16 protein-coding genes are annotated in these 24,759 nt (G+C 73.2%); 9 read left to right on the forward strand and 7 right to left on the reverse strand.

Annotated features, from left to right (window positions below; translation table 11 throughout):
- Window positions 1-66: 66 nt before the first annotated feature.
- The 9 genes from D581_RS0101825 (at window position 67) to D581_RS0101865 (ending at window position 17,701) form a co-directional block, all read left to right on the forward strand.
- A complete protein-coding gene (locus tag D581_RS0101825; protein ID WP_018955518.1) occupies window positions 67-2,901 on the forward strand; it encodes a BTAD domain-containing putative transcriptional regulator in 2,835 nt (944 codons plus the stop codon).
- 228 nt (window positions 2,902-3,129) lie between these two features.
- Complete coding sequence (locus D581_RS0101830; RefSeq protein ID WP_026290093.1) at window positions 3,130-10,377, forward strand: non-ribosomal peptide synthetase; 7,248 nt, start codon at window positions 3,130-3,132, stop codon at window positions 10,375-10,377.
- 1 nt (window position 10,378) lies between these two features.
- Window positions 10,379-11,575, forward strand: coding sequence for an FAD-dependent monooxygenase (locus D581_RS0101835; RefSeq protein WP_018955520.1), 1,197 nt, complete (start codon window positions 10,379-10,381; stop codon window positions 11,573-11,575).
- Window positions 11,572-12,495, forward strand: a complete 924-nt coding sequence (locus D581_RS01000000136685; RefSeq protein WP_018955521.1) for an SDR family oxidoreductase — start codon at window positions 11,572-11,574, stop codon at window positions 12,493-12,495. Before D581_RS0101835 ends, D581_RS01000000136685 begins: the two co-directional genes overlap by 4 nt.
- Before the next feature lie 226 nt (window positions 12,496-12,721).
- Window positions 12,722-13,216 carry a flavin reductase family protein gene (locus D581_RS0101845; protein ID WP_018955522.1) on the forward strand — a complete coding sequence of 165 codons (495 nt, stop codon included), beginning with the start codon at window positions 12,722-12,724 and terminating at the stop codon, window positions 13,214-13,216.
- Between the two features lie 13 nt (window positions 13,217-13,229).
- Window positions 13,230-14,438 carry an acyl-CoA dehydrogenase family protein gene (locus D581_RS0101850; RefSeq protein ID WP_018955523.1) on the forward strand — a complete coding sequence of 403 codons (1,209 nt, stop codon included), beginning with the start codon at window positions 13,230-13,232 and terminating at the stop codon, window positions 14,436-14,438.
- A 44-nt stretch (window positions 14,439-14,482) separates the two neighbouring features.
- On the forward strand, window positions 14,483-14,878 hold the full coding sequence (locus tag D581_RS0101855) for a cupin domain-containing protein (protein ID WP_158688566.1): 396 nt from the start codon (window positions 14,483-14,485) through the stop codon (window positions 14,876-14,878).
- A gap of 12 nt (window positions 14,879-14,890) precedes the next feature.
- Window positions 14,891-16,237, forward strand: a complete 1,347-nt coding sequence (locus D581_RS1000000140530; RefSeq protein ID WP_018955525.1) for a phthiocerol/phthiodiolone dimycocerosyl transferase family protein — start codon at window positions 14,891-14,893, stop codon at window positions 16,235-16,237.
- Between the two features lie 33 nt (window positions 16,238-16,270).
- A complete protein-coding gene (locus D581_RS0101865) occupies window positions 16,271-17,701 on the forward strand; it encodes an amidase (RefSeq protein WP_018955526.1) in 1,431 nt (476 codons plus the stop codon).
- Here D581_RS0101865 and D581_RS0101870 read toward each other — a convergent pair.
- From D581_RS0101870 to D581_RS1000000141170, 7 genes are all read right to left on the reverse strand, one after another.
- Window positions 17,636-18,919, reverse strand: a complete 1,284-nt coding sequence (locus D581_RS0101870) for a LuxR family transcriptional regulator (RefSeq protein ID WP_026290095.1) — start codon at window positions 18,917-18,919, stop codon at window positions 17,636-17,638. The two genes, D581_RS0101865 and D581_RS0101870, sit on opposite strands and share 66 nt — an antisense overlap.
- On the reverse strand, window positions 18,916-20,256 hold the full coding sequence (locus D581_RS0101875; protein ID WP_018955527.1) for a cation:proton antiporter: 1,341 nt from the start codon (window positions 20,254-20,256) through the stop codon (window positions 18,916-18,918). The genes D581_RS0101870 and D581_RS0101875 overlap by 4 nt, the downstream gene beginning before the upstream one ends.
- Before the next feature lie 44 nt (window positions 20,257-20,300).
- Entirely contained in the window at window positions 20,301-21,842 is a 1,542-nt protein-coding gene (locus D581_RS01000000136690; protein ID WP_078625545.1) for an amino acid adenylation domain-containing protein, read from the reverse strand.
- Window positions 21,843-21,861: 19 nt separating this feature from the next.
- A complete protein-coding gene (locus D581_RS1000000138900) occupies window positions 21,862-22,587 on the reverse strand; it encodes a thioesterase II family protein (RefSeq protein ID WP_018955529.1) in 726 nt (241 codons plus the stop codon).
- A 295-nt stretch (window positions 22,588-22,882) separates the two neighbouring features.
- Window positions 22,883-23,854, reverse strand: a complete 972-nt coding sequence (locus D581_RS0101890; protein ID WP_018955530.1) for a chlorinating enzyme — start codon at window positions 23,852-23,854, stop codon at window positions 22,883-22,885.
- A 39-nt stretch (window positions 23,855-23,893) separates the two neighbouring features.
- Entirely contained in the window at window positions 23,894-24,157 is a 264-nt protein-coding gene (locus D581_RS0101895) for an acyl carrier protein (RefSeq protein WP_063738186.1), read from the reverse strand.
- Between the two features lie 374 nt (window positions 24,158-24,531).
- A complete protein-coding gene (locus D581_RS1000000141170; RefSeq protein WP_158688567.1) occupies window positions 24,532-24,720 on the reverse strand; it encodes a hypothetical protein in 189 nt (62 codons plus the stop codon).
- Window positions 24,721-24,759 lie beyond the last annotated feature (39 nt).

Raw genomic sequence — 24,759 nt, forward strand, 5'->3', positions numbered from 1 at the left:
GCGATCGCCACTGTGCCGCCCACCACGCACGGTTTCCTGAGGGTCGTTCGGCGATAGACTGCGGCCATGCGTTACGGGGTGCTCGGTCCGCTGGCCGTCTGGGACGCCGAGGGGCGGCTGATCAGGGTCCCCGAAGCGAAGGTGCGCGCCCTGCTGGCGAACCTGCTCGTCCACGGTGGCGGGCCGGTGCCGGCGGACCGCCTCATCGAGGACCTGTGGGCGAGCAACCCGCCGGGCGGGTCCGCCAACACCCTGCAGACCAAGGTCTCCCAGCTGCGGCGGGTGCTGGGCCGGGAGCAGGTGGTCCGTGAGCCCGCCGGCTACCGGCTGCTGCTCGCGGACGCCGTGGTCGACGCACTGAGGTTCCAGGAGCTCGCCGACCGCGCCCGCGCCCACCGGGAGCCGGCGGTGAAGGCGGACCTGTTCGCGGACGCGCTCGCCCTGTGGCGGGGCCCGGCCTACGCGGACGTGGCCGAGTCCCTGTTCGCCCGCAGTGAGATCGCACGGCTGGAAGAGCTGCGCCTGGCCGTCGTCGAGGACCACGCCGAGGTCCGGCTGACCCTGGGCGAGCACACGGCACTCGCGGCGGAACTGGGGGCGGTGGTGGCCCGGTACCCGCTGCGCGAGCGGCTGCGCATGGCCCACATGCGCGCCCTGTACCGCTCCGGGCGGCAGGGCGACGCGCTGCAGAGCTTCCAGGAGCTGCGCCGGGAGCTGGCCGAGGAGCTGGGCGCCTCGCCCGGTCCGGATGCCGCCGCGCTGCACGAGGCGATCCTGCGCCAGGAGCCGGAGCTGGCCACACCGGCGATCGGGTCGCGGTCGTGCCGGACGAACCTGCCCGCTCCGCTGACCCCGCTGATCGGCCGGCGCGAGGCGGCCGCACAGGTGCTGTCCCGGCTGGACCCCGGCGCGAGCACCCGTCTCGTCACCCTCACCGGCCTCGGCGGGGTGGGCAAGACGCGGCTGGCGATCGCCGCGGCGGGTGACGCGGCCGGGCGGTACGCCGACGGGGTGTGGCTGGTAGAGCTGGCCGGCCTGGGCGCCGCGTCCGACCCGGACGACATCGCCGAACGCGTCATCACGACGCTGGGCCTGTGCGACACGGCCGCGACCGAACCGGACCTGGACGACCTGGTGGGCTGGCTGTGCCAGGCGGTGGCCGACAAGCGGCTGCTGATCCTGCTGGACAACTGCGAGCACCTCGTCGAGCCGGTGGCCGTGCTCGCCAAGTCCCTGCTGTCGGCCGTGCCGGCGGCCCATCTCCTGCTCACCAGCCAGGAAGCCCTGGACATCCCCGGGGAGGTGGTGCACCCGGTGCCGCCGCTGGCGCTGCCGGCGCACACCGATCCGCGAGCGGTCGCCCGGTCCAGCGCCGTCGAGCTGTTCGTGCAGCGAGCCGCCGCGGCGGCGCCCGGCTTCGTCCTGGACACGGACAACGCGGAGGCCGTCGCCACCATCTGCCGCCGCCTCGACGGGATTCCGCTCGCCCTCGAACTCGTCGCGTCCCGGCTGCGGACGCTGAGCCCGCAGGAGCTCGCCGCCCGGCTGGACGACCGGTTCGCCCGGCCCGACGTACGGGTGCGCGGGCTCCCGAGCCGCCAGCAGACGCTGCGGGGCATGCTCGACTGGAGCTGGCAGCTGCTGCCGCCGGACGAGCGCACCGTGCTGCGCCGCCTGGTCGTGCACGCCGACGGCTGCGTCATGCCCTCCGCCCAGGCGGTCTGCGCCGACGGGGAGCTGCCCGCCGAGCGGATCCCCGACCTGCTCTCCCGGCTGGTGGACCGCTCGCTGGTGGTCCGTGAGGGCGACCGGTTCCGGCTGCTCGAATCGGTGGCCGCCTACTGCGCCGAGCGGCTGGCGGAGGCGGAGGAGGAGAGCGCCGTACGCGCGCGCTTCGTGCGGTACTGCACCGAGTCGGCCGAGCGGGAGAGCGAGCGGCTGCGCGGCCCGGACCAGCGGTGCTCCCTGGAACGCCTCAACGCGGAGACCGTCAATCTGCGCCGCGCACTGGACCTCGCGGTCGCCCAGGACCCCGCCGGGTACGCGGTGCGGCTGGTGAACGCGCTTGCCTGGTACTGGTTCCTGCGCGGACGGTTCCCCGAGGCCCGCAGGTCGCTGCGGACGGCGCTGACGGCCGACGTCGGCGCCGAGCCGGCCGCGCGCCTGACGGCACGGGTCTGGCTGGCCGGTGTCGAGCTGCGCACCTCGCAGGCCGACGCCGTGCCCGGCCCGGCGGGCGAGGACCCCACCGCCGGGGTCGAGGACCCGGTGCTGAAGGCCCGGCTCCAGTGGTTCGTCGGCACCGGGCTGACCGGCCGCGGCCACCCCCGCGAGGGTCGGCGGCTGGTGGAGGCCAGCCTGGCCGGCGCCCGCGCCGCCCGGGACCGCTGGGGCCAGGCCGCGGCGCTGGTGGAGCTGGCGAGCCACGCCCCGGACCGGGACGGGTCGGCGGAGCTGGGCGCCGCGCTGTTCCGCGAGGTCGACGACCGCTGGGGTCAGCTCCGGGCCACCCGGTCCCTGGCACTCGCGGCCGAACGCGAGGGCGACCGCGTACGGACCGAACGGCTGCACCGCGAGGGGCTCCTGATGGCCGAGGAGCTCGGCCTGTGGACCGAGGTCGTCGAGACGCTGACCTTCCTCGGCCGGGCCGCGCTGACGAGCGGACTCACCGAGCGGGCGACGGAGCTGTACGAGCGCGCGCTGTCCGTGTCGGCCGAACGCGCCTACCACCGGGGCGAGATCCGTGCCGAGATCGGCCTCGGGCACGCCGCGCGGCTCCGCGGCGACCGGGACGCCGCCACGTCCCATCTGAACCGCGCCCTGGCCAAGAGCCAGTCCTCGGAACACGCCACGCACGCCGCGGCCGCGCTGGCGGAACTGGACCTCGTCGCCCGGGCGTGACCGAATCCGCCGGGGGCGTGGCCGGCGCGTCTTCCGGGTGGGAGGCCCCGCGCTCCGGTGGTCCGGCCCGCTCCGGCGGCGTGCGCCGGAGCGGGCCGTATTCGTTCGTGCTCCCTACTCGAATACGCCCTACTCGATTACGCAGTAGCCGCACCAACCCCTTCGCCCTAGCCTGATCCGAGCCGTTATTTATTCGCGTACGAATGGCAGGCGAAGGAGTGGCTTTCCGTGGGGATAGCAGCTGAATTAGGGGCCCTCGGATTAACCGGCTACCAGCGCGACATCTGGGCGGCCGAAGCAAGGACACCGGGGAACTGCCAATTCAACGTACTGGTCCACGAGCGGCTGGCGGGGGCCGTGGACCGGGAGCTGCTCGGTGCCTGCCTGGCCCGTGCGGTGCGGGAGCACGACGCCTTCCGGCTGCGGTTCGGCGAGGACGACGAAGGCATCCCCCGGGTCCGGCGGATCACGGAGGAGCCGGACGCCGGGGCGCCGCCCTTCGAGCACATCGACCTCTCCGGCGGGCCGGACCCCGCCGGGGCCGTGCGGATCCGGTGCGAGCAGGAGCTGGGCCGGCCGCTGGACCTCGAGGGCGGCCCGCTGTTCCGGGCCGCCGTGGTCACCGAGGGGCCGGAGGCCGTCCACCTGGTGCTGACCTCGCACCACATCGTGACCGACGCCTGGGCCCTGAACGCGCTGACCTTGCGGATTCTCTCCGACTACCGCTCCCGCCTGTCCGGAAAAAGCGTTCCGGCTGCCGGTGGAAAAGCAGCCGATTCGGCAGGACGGACCGCATCCTCCTCATACTGGGATTCCATCCGGAAAGGCGACTCCGCCTTCGGTGACGCGGACCGCGAGAATGACCGCGCGTTCTACCGAGAATATCTGACGGGCGTGGAGCCCGCTCTCTTCACACGTTCCGGCGCCGCCCGGCCCGGCCGCGGCCGGCACTCCTTCCCGGTCGGCGAGGAGCTGGTGCGGCGCATCCTCGACGCGGGCGCGTCCCCCTTCCCCTACCTGCTCTCGGCGTTCGCGGTGTGCCTCGGACGTATCCACCAGGCCGACGAGGTCGTGTTCGGGGTGCCCTTCCTCAACCGCCGCACCGAAGGCGAACGCTCGATCGTGGGCCAGTTCGCCAACAACCTGCCGGTACGCATCCCGGTGGCGGAGGACCTGCCTCTGGTCGAACTCGCCGAGCGGGTCCGCCGACAGATCGACCGGCTCAGACAGCACGAACGGCTGCCGTACGGCGACATCCTCCGCGAGGCCCCCGTACAGGGCGCCGACGGCCGCCGACTCTTCGACGTCACCGCGTCCTACCTGCGCTTCCCCCGGCCGCAGGCGATCCCGGGAGTGGAGCGGACCACCACGATCATGGCCCCGGTCCACGCCGCCGACGCGCTCTCCGTCATGGTGCAGGCGTTCGACGACGAGCCGGGCCTGCGCGTCGACCTGGAGTACGCCGACGACGTGTTCGACGGGCACCTCACGGCCGCGGCCCTCGCCGGGCACGTCGGGGAACTCCTCCGCCGGGGACTGGACTTCCGGGAGCTGCCGCTCGCGGAGCTGCCCATGCTGACCGATGACGAGTACGAGGACGTCGTCCGCCGCCGCCAAGGCGCTCGCGCCCCCTACCCGCGCGAGAAGACGCTCCACCAGCTGTTCGCCGAACAGGCGGCGCGCACCCCCGATCTGACGGCCGTGGTCGACGGCGCCTCCGGCGCCACGCTGACCTTCGCCGAGCTGGACCGGCGGTCCAACCAGGTGGCGCGGGTGCTGCGCGAGCGGGGCGCCGGCCCCGGCGACCGGGTGGCGATCCTCGCGGAGCGCGGCCCGGAGCTGCTGCCCGGCCTGTTCGGCATCCTCAAGGCGGGCGCCGCCTACGTACCCGTCGATCCCGGCTACCCGCCCTCCCGCGTCCGGCTGCTCCTGGAGGACTGCGGGGCGAAGCTGGTCCTGCGCGGTGCGCAGGCGGCCGATGACCTGCCCACCGGCGCCCCGGTGCTCCGGATCTCCGAGCTGTACCGGGGCTCCAGCCGGTCCCTCGGGCGCACCGCGGGCCCGGAGGACGTCGCGTACACCATCTACACCTCCGGCTCCACCGGGCGTCCCAAGGGCGTGCTGGTCGAGCACCACGCGGTGGGGAACAGGCTGACGTGGATGCAGCGCCGCTACCCCATCGGTCCGGGCGACACGCTCCTGCAGAAGACGCCCATCTCGTTCGACGTCTCGGTGTGGGAGCTGCTGTGGTGGGCCGTCCAGGGCGCTCGGGTGGTGCTGCTGCCGCCGGGAGCGGAGAAGGACCCGGAGCGGATCGCGCGCACGATACGTGACCACCGGGTGAGCGTGATCCACTTCGTGCCCTCGATGCTCGGCCCGTTCCTGGACCTGCTGGAGGACTGCCCGGGGCCGGCCGCCGGGGTCGGCTCACTGCGTTCCGTCTTCTGCAGCGGGGAGGCCCTGCCCCCCGAGCGGGTCACCCAGTTCAACCGGATCTTCGACGGCGGTGACCGGCCCCGCCTGGTCAACCTCTACGGCCCCACCGAGGCCGCGGTCGACGTGACCTGCTTCGACTGCCCGCCCGCGTCCGAGGGCCCCGTCACGCGGGTGCCCATCGGACGTCCCGTGGAGAACACCACGCTCTACGTGCTCGACCGGCACGGCCGCCCGCAGCCGGTCGGCGTCCCCGGCGAACTGCACATCGGCGGCGTCCAGGTCGCCCGCGGCTACCTCGGCCGGCCCGAACTCACCGCCGAGCGCTTCGTCGAGGACCCCTTCGTCCCCGGCGGCCGCCTCTACCGGACCGGGGACCTGGCCCGGCTGCTGAACGACGGCAACCTGGAGTACCTCGGCCGGAACGACGACCAGGTGAAGATCCGCGGCAACCGGGTCGAGCTGGGCGAGGTGCAGAACGCGCTGGTCGCGCTGGACGCGATCCGCGACGCCGTGGTCGTCGACCACCGGCCCGGCGGCGGCCGGGGGCCGGTCCTCGTCGCCTACTGCACGGCCGACCGGGACCTCGACCCGGGCCGCCTGAGGGCGGCGCTCGGGAACGTGCTGCCCGCCTACATGATCCCGTCGTCCTTCGAACGCCTCGACAGCCTCCCGCTCACGCCCAACGGAAAGGTGGACCGCAGGGCCCTGCCCGCCCCGTCCACCAACGCGGCCGAGGCCACGGACAGCGCGCCGAGCACCCCCCGTGAGTCGGTGCTCGCCGGCATCTGGGCCCAGGTGCTCGGCGTCGACCGGGTCGGCGTCCACACGGACTACTTCGTGATCGGCGGCGACTCGATCAGCATGCTCCGGGTGCGGGCGCTCGCGGAGAAGGCGGGCATCCGGTTCACCACCGACGACTTCGTGCGCAACCCCACCGTGGCGGGGCTGGCCGCGTGCGCCGAGGACGCTGGTTCGGCCGTCCCGGCCGGCTCCGCGGCCCCGGACCCGTTCGCCCTGGTCTCCCCGGTGGACCGGGCCCGTCTGGAGACGTACGAGGACGCCTACCCGATCACCCGTCTCCAGCTCGGCCTGCTGTTCCACAGCCGGGAGAAGGAGGACTCCGCGACGTACAAGGACGTCTTCCGCTACAGCCTGGCCATGCCGTGGCGGGAGCGGGAGTTCCGGACGGCCTTCGACCGGCTCGTCGCACGCCATCCGGTGCTGCGGTCGTCGTTCGCCCTGGCCGGTCACGCCGAGCCGCTCCAGATCGTCCGCTCCTGCGCCGACGGCGGGCTGAGCGTCCGCGATCTGAGGGAGGCTCCGGCCGCGGAGGCCGAGGCGGCCGTCGACGAGCACATCGCCGCCCGGCGCCGGTACGACTACCGGTTCGACCACGCGCCGCTGTACCACTTCCGGGCGTTCGCCCTGCCCGACACGGTGGAGCTGGTCCTCAGCTTCCACCACGCCATCCTCGACGGCGGCAGCGTCGCCAACCTCGTCTCCGAACTCCTCCAGGACTACGGCCACCTGCTGGGCCTGGACCTGGAACCGGTGCCGGACACCGCGCCGCCCTCGGCCGCGCTGCACGTCGCCCAGGAGCGCGCGGCCATCGACACCAAGGCGGGCCGCGCCTACTGGCGGAACCTGCTGACCGACGCGACGCAGCCCCATCTGGAGAGCTTCCGTCCGCACGAGGCGCCGGGGACGGACGAGCGGGTGGAGTGCGACCTGCGGCTGCCCGCCGATCTCGTCGACACCCTGCGCGCCACCGCCGGCGACCGGCGGGTCCCGGTCAAGTCGGTCCTGTTCGCCGCGCACGTCCTGATGCTGCGGGCCTTCTCCGGCGAACGCGACGTCATGACCGGTCTGGTGACCCACAGCCGGCCGGACGTCGAGGGCGCGGAGCGCACCTGCGGCCTCTTCCTCAACACCCTGCCCGTGCGGGTGGACACGGAGCGGGCCACCTGGTTCGACGTCGTGGGACGCGCCCTGGACCGGGAGCGGGAGAGCTATCCCCACCGGCGGGTGCCGCTGGCGGTCATCCAGGAGGACCTCGGCCGGACGTCGCTGGTCGACACCCTGTTCAACTTCATCCACTTCCGCCAGCTCGGGGAGGTCTTCCGGACCCCCGGGATCGCCAGCCGAGGTTTCGCGGTCCGGGAGGAGACGAACTTCTCCCTGGTCGTCAACGCCATGGTCGACCCGGTGGACGAGGGCATCCGGCTCCGTCTCGACTTTTCGGGGCAGTCGTTCACCCCCGCGCAGGCGCGGCTGTACACCGACACGTACGTGCGCATCCTGCGCAGGCTCGCCGAGGAGCCGGACGGCGCCGTGGAGTTCGGCTTCCTCGCTCCGGCGCCGGAGCCGCCGCGGACCGGGGGGCCGCCGGTCAACGTGGTCCGCGCCTTCGAGGAACGGGCACGCCGTGCCCCCGGGGCGCAGGCCGTGGTCTCCGAGGACCGGACGTGGACCTACGAGGAGCTGGACCGGGTTGCCACCCGGTTCGCCACGGGTCTGCTGGAGTCGGGAGTGCGCCCGGGCGACCGCGTCGGCCTCGCCATGGGCCGGGCGGCCGGGACCGTCGCCGCGTTCCTGGGCACCGCGAAGGCGGGGTGCTCGGCGATGCCGCTGGACACCGCCTATCCGGTGGACCGGCTGCGCGCCATGATCGAGCAGGGCCGCCCTGCCCGCGTCGTCGTGAACGCGGAGCACCGGGGCCTCGTGGAGGCCCTGGAGACCCCCGTACCCGTCCTCCCGTACGAGACGCTGGCCGCCACCGGGCACACCGTCGAACTGCCGGAGATCTCCGAGGACGACGAGGTGTACCTGCTGTTCACCTCGGGCTCGACGGGCCGCCCGAAGGGGGTGTCGGCGCCTCACCGGTCCCTGTCCAACCTGGTGGCCTGGCAGAACGGGATCGCCAGCACCGCCGAGGGCGCCCGCACGGTGCAGTACGCGCCGCTCAGCTTCGACGTCTCCTTCCAGGAGCTGTACGCCACGCTGGCCGGCGGCGGGACCCTGGTCGTCGTCACGGAGGCGCTGCGGCGTGACATGCCCGGTCTGCTGCGGCTGCTCGACCGGGAGCGCGTCGAACGCATGCACCTGCCGTACGTGGCCCTCCAGCAGTTGGCGGAGGCGTCGGTGACGCTCGGCCTGGTGCCGCGGAGCCTGCGGGTGCTGTGCTCGTCGGGCGAGCAGTTCCGCACGACGGACGAGATCCGCCGGTTCTGCGCCTCGCTCGGCGACGTGGTGCTCGACAACCACTACGGTCCCACCGAGACCCACGCCGCCGCCTTCCACGGGATGACCGGCGATCCCGCCGCGTTCCCCGCGCTGCCCCCGGTGGGACAGCCCATCCACGGGGCCAGGGTGCTGGTCCTGGACGAGGGGATGCGCCGGGCGCCGGTCGGGAGCCGGGGCGAGATCTACATCGGCGGCGCCGGCCTGGCCGACGGGTACGTGGGCCGGCCGGACCTGACCGAGGAGCGGTTCCTGCCCGCCCCGGACGGCGACGGGCTGGTCTACCGCACCGGGGACATCGGCATGGTGCTGCCCGGCGGGGACGTGGTCTGCCTGGGCCGCGCCGACCGGCAGGTCAAGATCCGCGGCTACCGGGTCGAGCCCGGGGAGATCGAACTGGTCGCCGCCGGGGCGGCGGCGGGCGGTCCCGACGCGATCACCGACGTCGCCGTGATCGCCCGGCGCGACGAGGCGGGCGACACCTCCCTGGTCGCCTTCCTGGTCGGCGACGCCGAGCGCGCGGACCTGGACGAGCTGCGGCGCCGGCTGCGCGCGAAGCTGCCGGAGTACATGGTGCCCGCGCACTTCGTCTGGCTGCCCGCCATCCCGCTCACCCCGAACGGCAAGCGGGACGAGGCCGCGCTCCAGCAGGTGCGGCCGGCCCGCACCGGGCCGGCCGGCCAGGTCGCCCCCCGGGACGACCACGAGCGGGTGCTGGCCGGGATGCTGGCCGACCTGCTGCACCTGCCGGACGTGGGGGTCCACGACAACCTGTTCGACCTCGGCGCCACGTCGATCACGGCGATGCGGCTGGTCGTCCTCATGGAGGAGCGGTTCGGCACCGCGATCCCCCTGTCGGACTTCATCGTGGCGCCGACCGTGGCCGAACTGGCCGAACGGCTCCGCTCGGCGGGCAGCACGACCGCCGGCTTCGACCCGCTGGTGGCGATCCGGCCGGAGGGCACCCGACCGCCGCTGTTCTTCGCGCACCCCATGGGCGGCAACGTGCTCTGCTACGTACCGTTCGCCAAGCAACTCCCGCCGGACCAGCCCTTCTACGCCTTCCAGGCCGCCGGGGCGGACGTCGGCACGGAGCCGGTGCGCGGGCTGGAGCAGCTCGCGTCCGACTACATCGCGGCGATGCGCCGGGTCCAGCGGTCCGGCCCCTACCACCTCGGCGGCTGGTCCTTCGGCGGGTTCGTCGCCTTCGAGATGGCCCGCCAGCTGCACGCCGCCGGGGAGAGCGTCGCCTCCCTCGTCCTCCTGGACACGACGGCGCTCAACCCGGGGCGGCGGCCCTGGACCGACGACGAGGCCCTGCTCGGCTGGTTCTTCTGGGAACTGCTCTGGCTCCAGCACGGCAGCGCCACCGCCGGCGACCTCCTGCCGCCCGGGCTGGCCACGCTGGACGAGAAGTTCGCGTTCATGACCCGGCTGGCCATCGACGAGGGCGTTCTGCCCGCGGGCAGCGGCGACGCCGTGGTGCGGAGGCTGTTCAAGGTGTACGAGGCGAACTGGCGCTCCGCCTTCGACTACCGGCCCGGGGTCGTGGACTACGACGTGGTCCTCCTCCGGGCCCGCGATCCGCTGCCGGGCGTGCTCCTGGAGATGCACACCGCCATCGACAGCATGCACGCGGACGAGACCAACGGGTGGCGGGAGCGCACCTCCGGCCGCCTCACGGTGATCGACACCGAGGGCGACCACCTCACGATCATGGAGGAACCACGCGTGGCCGACGTCGTCGGCCCGGTACTCAGGGCCATGGGACTCCTCACGGGCGAAAGCGGGCAGGACTGACATGAGCAGCATACGAACAGCCATCGTCGTCGGCGCCGGGATCGGCGGACTGACCACGGCCATCGCGCTGCGGCGCGTCGGCTTCGACGTGGAGGTGTTCGAGCGGGCGCCGGAGATGCGGGCGGCCGGCTTCGGACTCTCCGTGATGAGCAACGCCACGGCCGCGCTCGCCACCCTGGACATCGACCTCGGCCTGGAGAAGCGCGGCCGGGTCATGGAGACGTACCACGTCAAGGACTGGAAGGGCAGGCTGATACGGGAGTTCCCGTTCCCCGAGATCACCCGGCGCATCGGCGTCCCGTGCGTCTGCATCAGCCGGTCCGACCTGCTCGCCGCGCTCCTCGACCAGACGGCGGACATCCCGATCCGGCTGAACGCCGCCGCCGACCGGTTCGAGGTGGAGGGCGACCGGGCGCGGGTGCACTTCACCGACGGCCGGGAGGCGGAGGCCGACCTCCTGGTGGGCGCCGACGGGTTCAACTCGGCCGTGCGGCGCCGGCTGACCGGACCGGACGAGCCCGTGCACGACAGCGGGTACATCGCGTGGCTCGGTATCACCGAGTACAGCCACCCCCGGTTCGCCCCCGGCTCCGTGGTCCACCTGTGGGGCGACGGGATGCGGTTCGGCCTGGTCGACATCGGCCGGGGCCGGCTCTACTGGTGGGGCACGAAGAACATGCCGTTCGAGGAGTCCAGCACCTGGGACGGCGGCAAGGCGGGGGTCCTCGACGCCTACTCCGGCTGGCCGGACGAGGTCCGGGAGGCGATCCGGGTGACCCCGGCGGAGGACCTGCTGACGCTGAACACCCGGGACCGGACGTTCCTCCAGCCCTGGGGCACGGGGCCGGTGACCCTGCTCGGGGACGCCGCCCACCCCATGCTCACCAGCCTCGGCCAGGGCTCCGCCATGGCGATGGAGGACGCCGCGGTCCTGGCCCAGCACCTGCGGCACGCCCCGGACGTGCCCCAAGGGCTGCGCGGCTACGAGTCGGCGCGGTACGAACGCACCCGGACGATGGTGGAGGCCACCCGCGCCATCAGCGAGTTCGAGCAGTCGCAGGGCCCGGTGCGCCGCCGGGTCCGGGACGGCTACTTCCGGTGGATGTCCCACCGGAAGCTGGTGGGCAAGCTCGAACCGGCGCTGACCTTCCCGGGCGCCGGCCTTCCCGCCGGCGCGGGCGGGGAGGCGGGCCGATGAGCCGGAACACGGTACGCGGACCGCGCGGCGGGAGCATCCCGCCGCGCGGCGCGGTCGTCGTCACGGGCGCCTCCTCGGGGCTGGGCCGCGAGTGCGCCCTGGAGCTGGAGCACCGGGGCTTCCAGGTGCTCGCGGGGGTCCGCCGGGAGGAGGACGGCGAGAAGCTGCTCACCGAGTCGCAGCACGGCAGGCTCCGCCACGCCGTCATCGACATCACCGACGACGCGTCCGTACGGGCCTCGGCCGAACTCGTCGAACACCGCTACGGCGGGCTGCGGGGCCTGGTGAACAACGCCGGGATCTGCGTACCGGGCCCGCTGGAGTGCATCGACGGCGACCAGTTCCGCCGGCAGCTCGACGTCAACGTGGTCGGGCACCTCGCGATGATCCGGGCCCATCTCCCGCTGCTGCGCCGGTCGAACGGCCGGATCGTCAACGTCACGTCCGGCCTCGGCAAGGCCGCGGTCCCCTTCCTCGGGGCCTACTCCGCCGCCCAGTTCGCCAAGGAAGCGCTCAGCGACGCCCTGCGGCGCGAGCTGGGGCCCACCGGCGTACGCGTCTCGGTGGTGGCGCCGGGAGCCATTCTCACGCCGATCTGGACCAAGGTGTCGCAGGCGGGCGAACGGGCGCTGGCGGATGCCGCCCCCTCGGTCGCCGATCTCTACCGGTCCGCCCTCCAGGGGTTCTTGGAGGGCAACGCGCAGGGGGCGATGGCGAGCAGGACCACCCCGGAGGACTTCGCCCGCACGGTCCTGCGCGCCCTGACCGACGTACGCCCCCGGGCGCGCTACTGGGTGGGGACGGACGCCCGCCGGATGGCCCGGATGGCGCGGCTGCTTCCCGACCCGCTGCTCGACCGCCGGTTCCGGGCGATCACCGCCCTGGTGGGCACGCCCGGCGGCAGGGACACAGGCCGGTAACCGCGGCAGACCCGGGGCGACTGCGTGTTCGCGTAGTACCGGGCGGATATGCCTGTACGCGCCCCGCGCCCCTGGCTAGCGTACGCAGCGTCGCACGGCACGGAAGAAAAGCCCGGCCGTATTTCCGCACGGCCGGCGAACCCGCCGGAACGGTCCCGTGAAAACGCCTGGCCCATTCACGCTCTGGGGAGAAGGAATGGTTACGGAGCGAGATTTCAAGGATTTCATGGCCGATGTCTGCACCCCGGTGGCGGTGGTCACGGCGATGGCGGACGGGCTGCCCCACGGCACGACCGTCGGCTCGCTCACCTCGCTGTCGCTGCGGCCGCCCATGGTGACCGTCGCGCTGGAGCAGCGCTCCCGGCTGCTGCCGAAGATCCTGCGGTCCGAGCGGTTCGGCGTGAACCTGCTCGGGGCCGGACAGGCGGAGGTGGCCGGGGCGTTCGCCTCCTCGGCCGCCGACCGGTTCGACCGGGTCGACTGGTGCCCGGACGACGGCCTCCCGCGTCTGCGCACGGCCCCGGGGTGGCTCGTGTGCGAGCTCCAGCGGCACGTCCCCGGCGGGGACCACCTGCTGCTGCTCGGCCTGGTGACCCGGGTCTCCGGAACCCGGGGCGCCGCCCCGCTCGTCTACGGCCGCCGGACGTTCGGCACGCATTCCGCGGCGGCACCGACGCCTACCCGTTCCCTCACCGACCACATCGCGGCATTCGCCCACTGAGACGGAGATTTCCATGGCCGACACCCGGACCGAGAACGAACTCCATTCCTCGGAATCGTCCGAGCTGCTCCGCACCGCAAGGGAACTCGTCCCGCTTCTCGCCCGCAATGCCGAGCAGGGGGAGCGCGACCGCCGGCTGACCGATGAATCCGTCAAGTCCCTCACCGCCGGAGGCATGTTCCGGCTGGCCGTGCCGAAGCGGTACGGCGGCCACGAGGTGTCCCTGCGCACCCTGGTCGACGTGTCCGCGACCCTCGCCGAGGGGGACGGCAGCGCCTCGTGGGTGGTCGGGGTCGGCAGCTCGCTGGCCTGGGTCACCAGCCTCTTCCCGGAGCAGGCCCAGGACGAGGTGTTCGGGGCCGACCCCGACACCCGGATCTCCGGCGTGCTGACGCCCAGCGCGACCGCCGAGCGGGTCGACGGCGGCTACCGGGTCTCCGGCCGCTGGCACTACGCCTCGGGCTCCTGGCACGCCGGCTGGTCCGTGATCGGCTTCCCGGTCCCTGACTCCACCGGGCAGATCGTCGACCAGGGCATCGCCCTGATCCCCGCCGCCGACTACACGGTGGAGGACACCTGGTTCGTCGCCGGGATGCGCGCGACCGGCAGCAACTGCCTGGTGGCCCAGGACATCTTCGTACCGGAGCACCGGGTGGTGTCGGTGCCGAAGGCAATGGCAGGCGACTACCCGGTGCAGCGGTCCGGCGGACCCCACGCCCGCTCCGCCTTCGCGCAGTTCCTCACCGCCGCCCCCCTGGTGGCCCCCCAGCTCGGGCTGGGCCGTGCGGCGCTGGAGCTGGTCAGGAGCAAGTCCGCCGAGAAGGCCATCACGTTCACCTACTTCGAGAAGCAGCGCGACTCGACGGCCTTCCAACTGCGGTTCGCCGAAGCGGCGCAGAAGATCGACACCGCTCACCTCCACGTCCACCGCGCCACCGCGGACATCGACGGCGCGGCGCGGCGCGGCGAGGCCCTGGACCCGCTCCAGCGCATCCGGGCGCGGGCGGACCTCAGCGGGGCGATCGGGCACGTCACCGAGGCGATCGACATCCTGCTGACCGCGCACGGCGCGGCCGGCTTCGCCGAGACCAACCCGCTCCAGCGGATCTGGCGGGACTCGGCCGTGAGCGCCCGGCACGCCATCCTCCAGCCCTCGATGATCAAGGAAATGTACGGCAAGGCCCTGCTGGGCGTGGAGGAGCAGATCTCTCCACTGGTCTGACGCGGACAGCCCGCCAGGCGGAACACCTCGTGAAGGAGTCGGACATGGCCGCACACACGTACGGAACGAAAGAGGCGAACTGGCAGCAGTTCGCGGACACCCGCATCTACATCGGCGACCTGGCCGACGACGGCGTCCCGAAGTCGATGGGGGCGGGCTTCGCCTGCCTGCACCCCGGCGATGTCATGGAATGGGTGCCCAGCTACGACGAGTTCATCGTCGTGCTGACCGGCCGGTTCGCCGTGGACTTCGAAGGCGGCTCGGTGAGCGCCGGCCCGCACGAGATGGTGTGGGTGGAGCAGGGCAAGCCCGTCGCCTTCCGGGCCGACGGCGAGAAGGTCCTGATCGCCTTCGGCACCAACCCGCCCTGGCAGACCACCCCGGAGACCCGGGCGAGCGCGGGCATGTTCCGGCCGCTCTCCGCGTCGCCGGTCGACTGACCGGGGACGCCCGTGTCCACGACCTCCGGGGCGGTCCGGCGGGAACTGAGCCCGCTGGAGCGCTGGTACTGGATAGCCGACCAGATCTCACCGCTGAACGTCGTCGGACGGGTCCGCCTGCACGGGCCTGTCTCCCGCGCCTCGCTGCGCACCGCCCTGGACGGACTCCAGGCCCGCCACCCGCTGCTGCGGGTGGCGGTCGAGGCCGACCCCACGGGCCGGCACCCGCGCTTCGTCGCGGTGGACGACCGTCCTATCCCGCTCGACCACCGGACCCTCGGCTCGCCGCAGGCCGTGGAGGACGGCTGGCGGCGCGTCGTGGACGAGGAACTCGTCAACGGCCGCATCGACCCGCAGGCCGGCCCGCTCGCCACGGCCGTCGTCCTCAGCGGCCCCGGGCCGGACGGCGAGGTGCACGACCTGATCCTGAGCCTGCTGCACGTCGTCGCGGACGGGACCACGCTCATCTCGCTGCTGCGGCAGTGGGCGGAGCTGGCCGTCGGCGGCACCGTGGAACCGCGTACGGTGCTGCCCCCGGCCGAGGAACTGTTCCCGCCCGAGCACCGCGGCGCCGCGGGACAGGTACGGGCGAAGGCGAAGGCCGACCGCGACGAGGGCGACCTCGAACGGCTGCGCCCCCGACGGGTGGACGCGGACCGGCCGGTGCCCTTCGAGGAGCGCCGCACCCGGTTCCTCCACCGGTCGCTGGAAGGCCCGGCTCTGGACCGGCTCGCCCGCGCCTGCCGGGCCCGCGGGGTCACCGTTCACGGGGTGCTCGCCGCCGCGATGGTGCGGGCGCTCGCCGTGGACGCCGGGGCCGACGAGGGCGCCTGGTACTCGATCGGCTCCCCGGTCGACTTCCGGGGCGACCTGGAGCCGGCGGTGGGCCCCGACGACGTGGGCAGCTACGTGGCGACGATCCCCACCCTCGTCGAGCACCGGGCGGACCGCCCGCTGTGGGAGACGGCCCGGGAGATCAGCGCCGACCTCAAGGCGCGCAAGGCGCGGGGCGAGCAGTTCTCCATGATCAACGGGATCGGCGGGGCCGGGCCCCGGAACCTGGCCGAGAGCCTGCCGTTCGTGCGGCACCTGGACGAGAAGGGGCCGATCAACTTCTGCCTCTCCAACATCGGCAGGTTCCCGTTCCCGGACACCATCGGACCGCTGCGGGCGTCCGGCGCCCAGTTCGTCGCCTCGCTCTCGGTGGTGGGCGCGTTCGTCGCCACCGTCAACTCCACCCACCACCAGCTGGCCTGGAACTTCACCTACGCCCAGGGGATCGTCCGGGACGACCGCGCGGAGCGGCTCGCCGACAGCTGTGTGGAGCTCGTCCTCGCCCTCGTACGAGCGGACGACTGAAGCCCGTCACGAACCGCAAGGGAGCACCTTCCGATGGAATCACCGCCCCACCCGCCCACCGGGTCCCCGGTCTTCCGGCCCGCCTCCGAGCTGCGCGACCTGATCCACGACAAGGAACTCTCCGCCCTCGAGGTCACCGAAGCGGTCCTCGCCCGCCTGGCGGAGGTGAACCCCCGGCTGAACGCGGTGACCGCCGTACGGGCGGAGGGCGCGCTCGCCGACGCCCGTGCCGCGGACGCCCTGCCGCCGGAGGAACGGGGCCCGCTGCACGGGGTCCCGTTCACCGTCAAGGACGCTCACGAGTCGGCCCACCTGCCGACCGCCTACGGGTCGCGGCCCTTCACCGGCTACCGGTCCGGCTTCGACAGCGAGGTGGTCGCCCGGCTGCGGCGGGCGGGCGGCATCCTCGTCGGCACCACCAACATGCCGGAGTTCGGGCTGCGGATCACGACGGACAACCGGGCCTTCCCGCCCACCCGCAACCCGTGGAACACCGAGCACAGCCCGGCGGGCTCCAGCGGCGGCGCGGCCGCCGCCGTGGCCGCCGGCATCGGCCCGCTCGCCCTGGCCGCCGACGGGGCCGGCTCCGTGCGGGCCCCCGCGTCCGCCTGCGGCGTCGTGGGGCTCAAACCCACCCGCGGCCGGATCCCGTGGGCGCCCGCCTCACAGGAGCAGTGGGCTGGTTACGTCAGCAACGGCCCGATGGCCCGTACGGTCGGCGACACGGCCCTGATGCTCGACGTGATGGCGGGCCCGTCCGTCGGGGAACCGTACGGGCTGCCCGCGCGCTCCACCCCCTTCCTCGCCCCCGGGGCGCGGCCGTCGCGGCGGCCGCGCGTGGCCTACACGTGCACACCGCCGCACGGCACGGTCGTCCCCGCGGTGCGGGAGGTGTTCGAGCGGGCGGTGTCGGCCTTCGGCGAGCTGGACGTCGAGCTGGTCGAGGACGCCCCCGACCTCGGCGGACTCCTGGACCCGCTGCTGACGGTCATCGCCGCGAACGTGGCCACCATGGTCCGCGGCATACCGCCCGGGGAGCTGGCCGAGCTGGAGTCGACGAGCCTCGACATCGCCCTGCACGGCGAACGGCTCGGCGCGGTCGACTACTGCGCCGCCCTGGCGGCCGCCCAGCGGCGGGCGGCCGAGGTCCTGGGCTTCTGGACCCGGTACGACGTCCTGCTCACCCCCACGCTCACCGTGCTCCCGCCGGTCCTCGGGGCGGTTCCCGAGGGCACGGGGTTCGAGGAGCGGTGGCGCGAGTACGCCGACTGGCTGGCCTTCGCCTACCCCTTCAACATCACCGGCCAGCCGGCGCTCTCGGTGCCCGCCGGGACGGCCGCGGGGGACCTGCCGGTCGGCGTCCAGCTCGTCGGCGCCCCCGGGGCCGAGGACCGGCTGCTAGAGCTGGCCGCCGCATTCGAGGGCGCCCGGCCGTGGGCGCACGCGCGGCCCCGGCTCGGGTGACTCCTCGGACGGGTCGTTCCAGCCGGTCTCCCGCAGCAGGGCGATGCGGGAGTTGACCCCGGTCTTCTGGAACAGCTTCTTCAGGTGGTAGTTGACGGTGTGGGGCGAGATCCCCAGCCGCCGGGCCATCTGCTTGTTGGTCAGCCCTTCGGCGACCAGCTGCACGATCCGGCTCTCCTGGTCGTTGAGGTCCGGCGGCCCGTCCGGTGCCGCCGGCCGGGCCACCGGACGCGGGCCTTGCCGGCAGTCGGCCGCCTGGCGGCGCAGCGCCTGCCTCAGCGGGACCGGCACCGAGTCGACGACGAGCCGCCACAGCAGCTCGTTGCGGAAGCGGACCTGGGTGCTGCCGACCGCCAGCACGCCGGTGCTGATCAGCCGGTCCAGGGCGAGCAGCAGGGCGGAAGGCGGCACCTGGAGGATCGGCAGCAGGTCGTCGACCGTGCTCTCCCTGCCGAGGACGGCCGCCACCCGCAGCAGCTGGCGGCACTCGTCCGGGAAGTCCAGGAGCATCGACTGCAGGAGCACCCGCAGCCGGCGCGGGATACGGTCCTCGACCAGCTGCGCCTCATGGGCCCCCACCCGGAGCGACTGCTCCTCGCGCATCCCCTCCACCAGCTCCACCAGCAGTTTCGGATGCCCGCCCGCGCCCAGCAGGACGCGGGCGAGCGGCGCGGAGGGCACAACCCCCAGCAGGTCGGCGGCGACCTGGAGGGCGGCCGGGGGAGACAACGCGTCGAGGCGGATCCGCACGTGGTGCCCGGTGGGACAGTCGGCCAGCGGCCCGGCGCCCCCCGGCCCGGCGCCCCGGCGGCGCGCCACCAGCCGGACCAGCGCCCGGTCGCCGTACGGGGCGTGCCGCCGGGCGAGCAGGGTCTCACCCGGCTCTTCCGCCAGGAAGTGCGGGTCGTCCAGAACGATCAGCCGGGGGCCGGCGGCGGGCCCGGGATGCCCGGACCCGGGGCCCGTCACATAGCCGAGCTGCCGCGCCAGGGCCGCGCACTCGTCGAGGAACCGCGTCCGGCCGGAGCCGGGCGGCCCCTCGACCGTCACAAGGGCGCAGCCGCCGTCGGCGCCGAACTCCAGCGCCTGCCGCGCGCGGGCCATCTCCTCCTCACGCCCGCGCAGCGGCAGGAGCGGCGGGCGCGGCGGGACGGGGGAGAGGGACATGACCCGCGTGGCGGGCGGCGAGGCCAGCTGCCCCGTGGTGGTTCCGGTCATCGGGCAGCGTCCTTTCCGGCGTGCTTCACGGGCCGCGGCGCGGACGCCGGGACCGGCTCGGCGTCGAGCGGGAAGCGGCTCAGCAGGGGGCCCGTCATCAGGGTGGTGAGCAGGGCCATCACGACCATCGCGGTGAACAGCCGGCTGTCGAGCGCACCCAGGCTCAACCCCACGTTGAGGACGACGAGTTCGGTCAGTCCGCGGGCGTTGAGCAGGATGCCCAGCACGGTGGCCTCGCGGCCGCCGGAGCCGGAGATCCGGGCGGCGCCCACGGCGCCGAGGAACTTGCCCGCGCACGCCACCGCGACGGTCGCCAGGACCATGACGAGCCCTTGGGCGCCGAGCCCGGCGAGGTCCACCGAGAGCCCGGTGACGGTGAAGAACACCGGGAGCAGCAGCAGGCTCGTCTGGTCGATGCGCTCCGGCACCTCGGGGGCGGTCGCGTCGATGTGGCGGCGGGGCGCGACGGCCCCGAACAGGAAGGCGCCGAACACCGCGTGCAGACCGATCTCGTCGGTGATCCACGCGCTGGCCAGCAGCCCGGAGCAGAGCACGACGTGGACGGTCGGCGTGTTGCCGGCCCAGGACCGCTGCGGGGCCAGCAGCCAGGCCAGGGCCGGCCGCACCAGGAGGATCAGCACGAGGCCGAAGGCCAGGGCGCCGCCGATGGTCCGGCCGAGCGACCACAGGCCGCTGACGCTGACGACGGTGACGACGGCGGCCAGCACGGTCCAGGCGATCACGTCCTGGATGGCGGCGCTGACCAGGGCCACCGCGCCCACCCGGTGCTTCTGCAGGCCCCGTTCGATGATGATCCTGGCGAGCACGGGGAAGGCCGTGATGGACATCGCGGCGCCGAGGAACAGCGCGGGGCCGAGCATCCCGTCCGTCTTCAGCTGCGACGTGTCGAGCCACGGGTAGAGCAGGACGGCGAGTGCGGCGCCCATGACGAACGGCAGCGCCACCGAGCTGAACGACACCAGGGCGATGTGCCGTCCGACGCCCCTCACGTGCGACAGGCTCAGTTGGTAGCCGACCCCGAACATGAAGAGTACCAGGCCCAGTTGGGCGAGGACTTCCAGATACGGGCGGGCCGCCGGAGGGAACAGCAGTCCGGGCGGATCGCCGGGCAGCAGCCCGAGCAGACTCGGCCCCAGGGCTATTCCGGCGACGATCTCGCCCATCACCGCGGGCTGGCGGACCCGTTTGGCCGCGGTGGAGAACAGGAACGCGGCGATCAGCACCAGCGCCACGCCCACCAGGACGCTCCCGGTGACGCCGGCACCCTCTCCCGCGCTGAGGGCCGGACCGTGCGGGGCCGGACCGTGCGTCGACATGCTTGGCCTCTTCCTTCTCGAAAAAAAGGGGGAGCGGATGACGGTCAGAGACCCCGCGCCAGCGTCCTGCGGTCGACCTTGCCGCTGGAGGTGAGCGGCAGCGCGGGCAGCGGACGGACCGACGACGGGACCATGTGGTCGGGCAGCCGTGCGGACAGACTGCGCCGGACCGCGGAGGGCACCACCTCGGCGCCGCGTGCCGGGACGCAGAACGCCACCAGCTGCTTGACGCCACCGGGCCCCTCCCGCACCACCACCGCCGCGTCGGCGACCTCCGGCAGGGTCCGCAGGTGCGCCTCGACCTCTCCGGTCTCCACCCGGTGGCCCCGGATCTTCACCTGGTCGTCCAGCCGGCCGAGGAACTGCAGGGTGCCGTCCGGCCGGAGTTTGACGAGGTCGCCCGTGCGGTAGATCCGCCCGCCGCCGGCCAGGCCGGGTACGGTCCGGAACCGCGCGGCGGTCGCCTCGGGCATTCCCAGGTAGCCCTGGGCGAGCACCGGGCCGCCGACGCACAGTTCTCCCGGTGTGCCGGGCTGCCGCGGGCGCAGCCGCTCGTCGAGGACGTACGCCTCGGCGCGGGCGATGGGACGGCCGATGCTGGGCTGGTCGGGCCACTCGTCCGGGTCGCCGCGGAGTTCGAGCGAGGTCACCACATGGGTCTCGGAGGGCCCGTACTGGTTGACGAGCACCGCCCCGTCCAGGCGCCGGAACAGGGCACGTACGGCGGGTGTCACCTGGAGCTGTTCGCCGGCGGTGACGACCTCGCGGAGGGAGGCCGGCCACACACCGACCGAGTCGGCGTGCGCGGCGATCGACTGGAGCGCGACGAACGGCAGGAACATGCGCCGCACCGAGGCGCTGTTCAGCAGGTCGATCAGGGCCTGCCAGCTCCGGCGGGTCGCGTCGTCGGCCACCACCAGGGCCCCGCCGGACGCCCAGGTGCTGAACATCTCCTGGAAGGAGACGTCGAAGCTGAGCGCGGAGAACTGGAGGGTCCGGTCGCCGGCGCCGCAGGCGGAGTGGGCGCACTGCCAGTCGATCAGGTTGGCGAGCGGGCCGTGGGGCATGGCCACGCCCTTGGGCACCCCGCTGGACCCGGACGTGTAGATGACGTACGCGAGGGTGTCCGGGCCGATCTCCGGCACCGTCGGCGGGGGCGCGTCCTCGACGGCGGACAGGGCGTCCTCCAGGAGGAGCGCGCGGGTGCCGTCCGGCAGCGGTATGCGGTCCATGAGCGCCTTCTCGGTCAGCAGGACCCGCGTACCGCTGTCGCGCACCATGGCCGCGAGCCGCTCTTCGGGATAGGCGGGGTCGAGCGGCACGTAGGCGCACCCGGCCTTGAGCACGCCGAGGACCGCGACGGCGATGGAGAAGCCCCGCTCGAAGAACACCCCGACGGGCTGCCCGGTTACGCCTTCCCGCCGCAGCGCGTGGGCGAGCCGGTCGGCGTCGCGCCCCAGCTCCTCGTAGCCGAGGGACCGCTCGCCCCACAGCACGGCGGGGCGGTCGGGGTGGGAGCTGCGCCGTGCCTCGAACAGTTCATGGGCGAGAGGGGGGTTGCCGTTGGAACTCACTGCCTCGTTCATTGGGGGCTCCCAGGCCGGATCAGGTGCGGGACCGCGCCGGTTCGCTCATGACCGAAGCGATCGCCACCGCGAGCGGTTCGGCCCCGGCCGCCTCCAGGTAGAGGTGGCCGCCGGGGAACGTGAGGGTGGTGAGCGGCTGGACGCTGCGCCACTGCCACGGGTCGGTGTGCTCGTCGCCGAAGGCGTCCTGCTCTCCGCGGCAGACGACGATGTGGCTCTCGGTCACGGTCCCGGCCATGGTGCGGACGAAGGAGTCGCAGACGTCGAAGTCGCACCGCAGCAGGGCCACGGCGCGGTCGGCGATGTGGGGGTGGCCGAGCAGCCGCTCGTCCAGTGCCTCGAACCGGGCGGCGCAGGCCAGTACTTCTTCGTCGGACGCGGCGGCGACGCCGTCGGGGAACAGCGGGGAGCCGAGCTGCGGGGCCAGGTTGGCGGAGGCGAAGAGGGTCTGGCAGCGCGGTCCGCCGCGCCGCTCCAGGGCCGCGGCCACGCCGAGCCCGAGGTAGGCGCCCATGCTGTGGCCGAAGATGGACAGTTCTTCGTCGGGTCGCACCTCCGCGGTGAGCAGGTCGGCCAGATCCCGGACAGCCTCCTCCGCGGTGCGCGGGGCGGGCTCCCGCCAGCGGCGGCCCCGGCCGGGCAGCTCGGCCACCACGGGCCGGATGTCGTCGGGCAGCAGGTGGACCAGCCGGCGGAACACGGCCGCCGAGCCTCCGGCGTGATGGAACAGGGCGAGCACGGTCATCGGTACGCCTTCCTGAAAGGTGGGGGCGGAGCAGCGTGACCGGAAGGGACGCGGGGGCGCGGGGGTCCGGGCCGGGCGCGCGGGCGCGGCGCCGGCCGGGGTGGGAGCCGCGGTGGTGGGGCGGTGGGCCGCCACGGCACCGCCGCCCCTGCCCGGGGCAGGGGCCGCGATGCGACGGGGCGGTGGACCGCCGCGCCCCTTCCGGGCGTCGCCGGTCACGTGCTGCGGGACCGGCCTGCGGGCCGGGCTCTCACGGCCCGTGCGGCCGGCCCGCCGCCGGCACGGGCCCGGGGCGTCAGCCGCTGTATGCCTCCCGGAAGTCCCACGGGCTGAACCTGCGGCCGCGACGGTTCTGGTCGGTGACCGTGTTGTGGCCGTACTCGTCCTTGCCGGAGACGAGCACGGAGGCGAAGTTGTCCAGCGGGATGGTGCCGCCGTACTCGGACACGTCGCCGAGGTCCGGGTAGACCTCGACCTGGGTCGGCACGTACCGGGTCGCGAACCCCATGCGGTAGTCCTTCTTGCTGCCGGTGTGCGGCAGCGAACCGTGCATCAGGGTCGACCAGAAGATCACGCACTCGCCGGGCTGCATGACGAGGGAGAACGCCTTGGACTCGTCGGGGCGCCAGTCGGGGTCCTTCTGGAGGTCGCGGTAGTCGTATCCGAAGAAGCCGCGCCGGACGCTGTCCTTCTCCCGCTTGTTGATCGAGTCCGGGTTGTAGGACATGCCGAGGGACTCGTCGTAGTTCATCACCCGGTGCGTGCCCGGCATGAGCTGGAGGCAGCCGTTCTCACGGGTCGAATGGGTGAACGCCGTCCAGGCGGTGATCGTGCCGCCGAACGCGGGCGCGTTGTTCTCCGCGGGCCACCGGATCTGGGGGCGGCCGCTGGAGTGGGCGAACGTCGACGCCTGGTGCCAGTCGGTGCCCTCGTCGCCCTGGTACTTCGGGAAGAACTCGGTGCGCCAGCACAGCAGGTCCGGGCCGAGGATGGAGGCCACCCGCTCCACGATCGCCTGCTGCATGATGTGCTCGCTGAGCAGGTCTATGTCGAGGTGCCGGTCGTAGTTGGAGAGGTTGGTCACCGCGCCCAGCGCGTCTTCCGGGTAGATCGCCCGTGAACGGTCCGGAATGGCTCGGCGTATCTGGTTCCAGCGCTTCTCCATCTCCTCGGGTTCGTACACCTTGATGGGGCCGATGAAGCCCTGCTCCTCGAACGTGGCGAGTTCTTCGGGGCTCAGTCGGAAATCAGCGGTGCGGTCATTCACGGCGACTCCAGTCTCTGGTCTGAATACTGGGTGAACGAATTACGTGGCAGGCTGTCCGGCCATCCGCTCGTGCAGTTCTGCGATCGCGCTGCCGAGGGACTCCTCGAACAGGACCTTCACGTCCAGTTCGTGTCCGAAGCGCTGCTGGACGAGTGTGTTGAGGTTCATGGCGAGGAGCGAGTGACCGCCGAGATCCAGGAAGTTGTCCTCGGGGGACACATCCGGACTCTCGACGGCTTCGCCCACCCAGTCGACGAGCAGCTTCTGAAGTTCGTGCACGCCCTCAGGAATGGAAACGGGCATGGTCGCCAGACTCCTCTCGTAGGGTCCCGTACGGGCCTCCGGCCATAGTCGGAATCATTTGCGAGCCGGAGCGTCTCCGTACACTTCGCGCAGGGCCAGGCAAATGTGCATGGCTTGCTGCGCGCCTCACTCTATGGCCGCCTGGGCGAGCACGGTAATGCCGGATAATTGGGGGGTATGCCCCGCGAACATACGCCAGGAAATTGCGCCACGAACATGGTGCGGGTTTCTGCCGGACGAGAGTTCCGCCCTCTCGTTCCGGAGCGCCGGAGCGCCGGAACGGCTGAACGCCCGGTCGGTCGTGGCCGGACCGGATCGGTCTTCCGCCGACGTACCGAGGCCCACGGTGCACCGTCGGGGAACGGGACGACCACTCAGCCGGGGCAACCAGGACGGGGCTCCGCCCCGAGGGCGGAGCCGATCGCCGTACGCGCGGCGGCGCGTCGGACCATGACGGTGGTCGACCACGGCACGGCGGCGTTCCAGCCGGGCCGGAGTCTTGCGGGTCCGGCGCGGGCGGTCAGCCCCACGAGCAGCGGGATGCGGCCCGCCGCGCGGATCACCCCGCCGACGCGGGCCGGGACCGCGCTACCGGAGTGGTG

Source organism: Streptomyces sp. CNB091 (assembly GCF_000377965.1).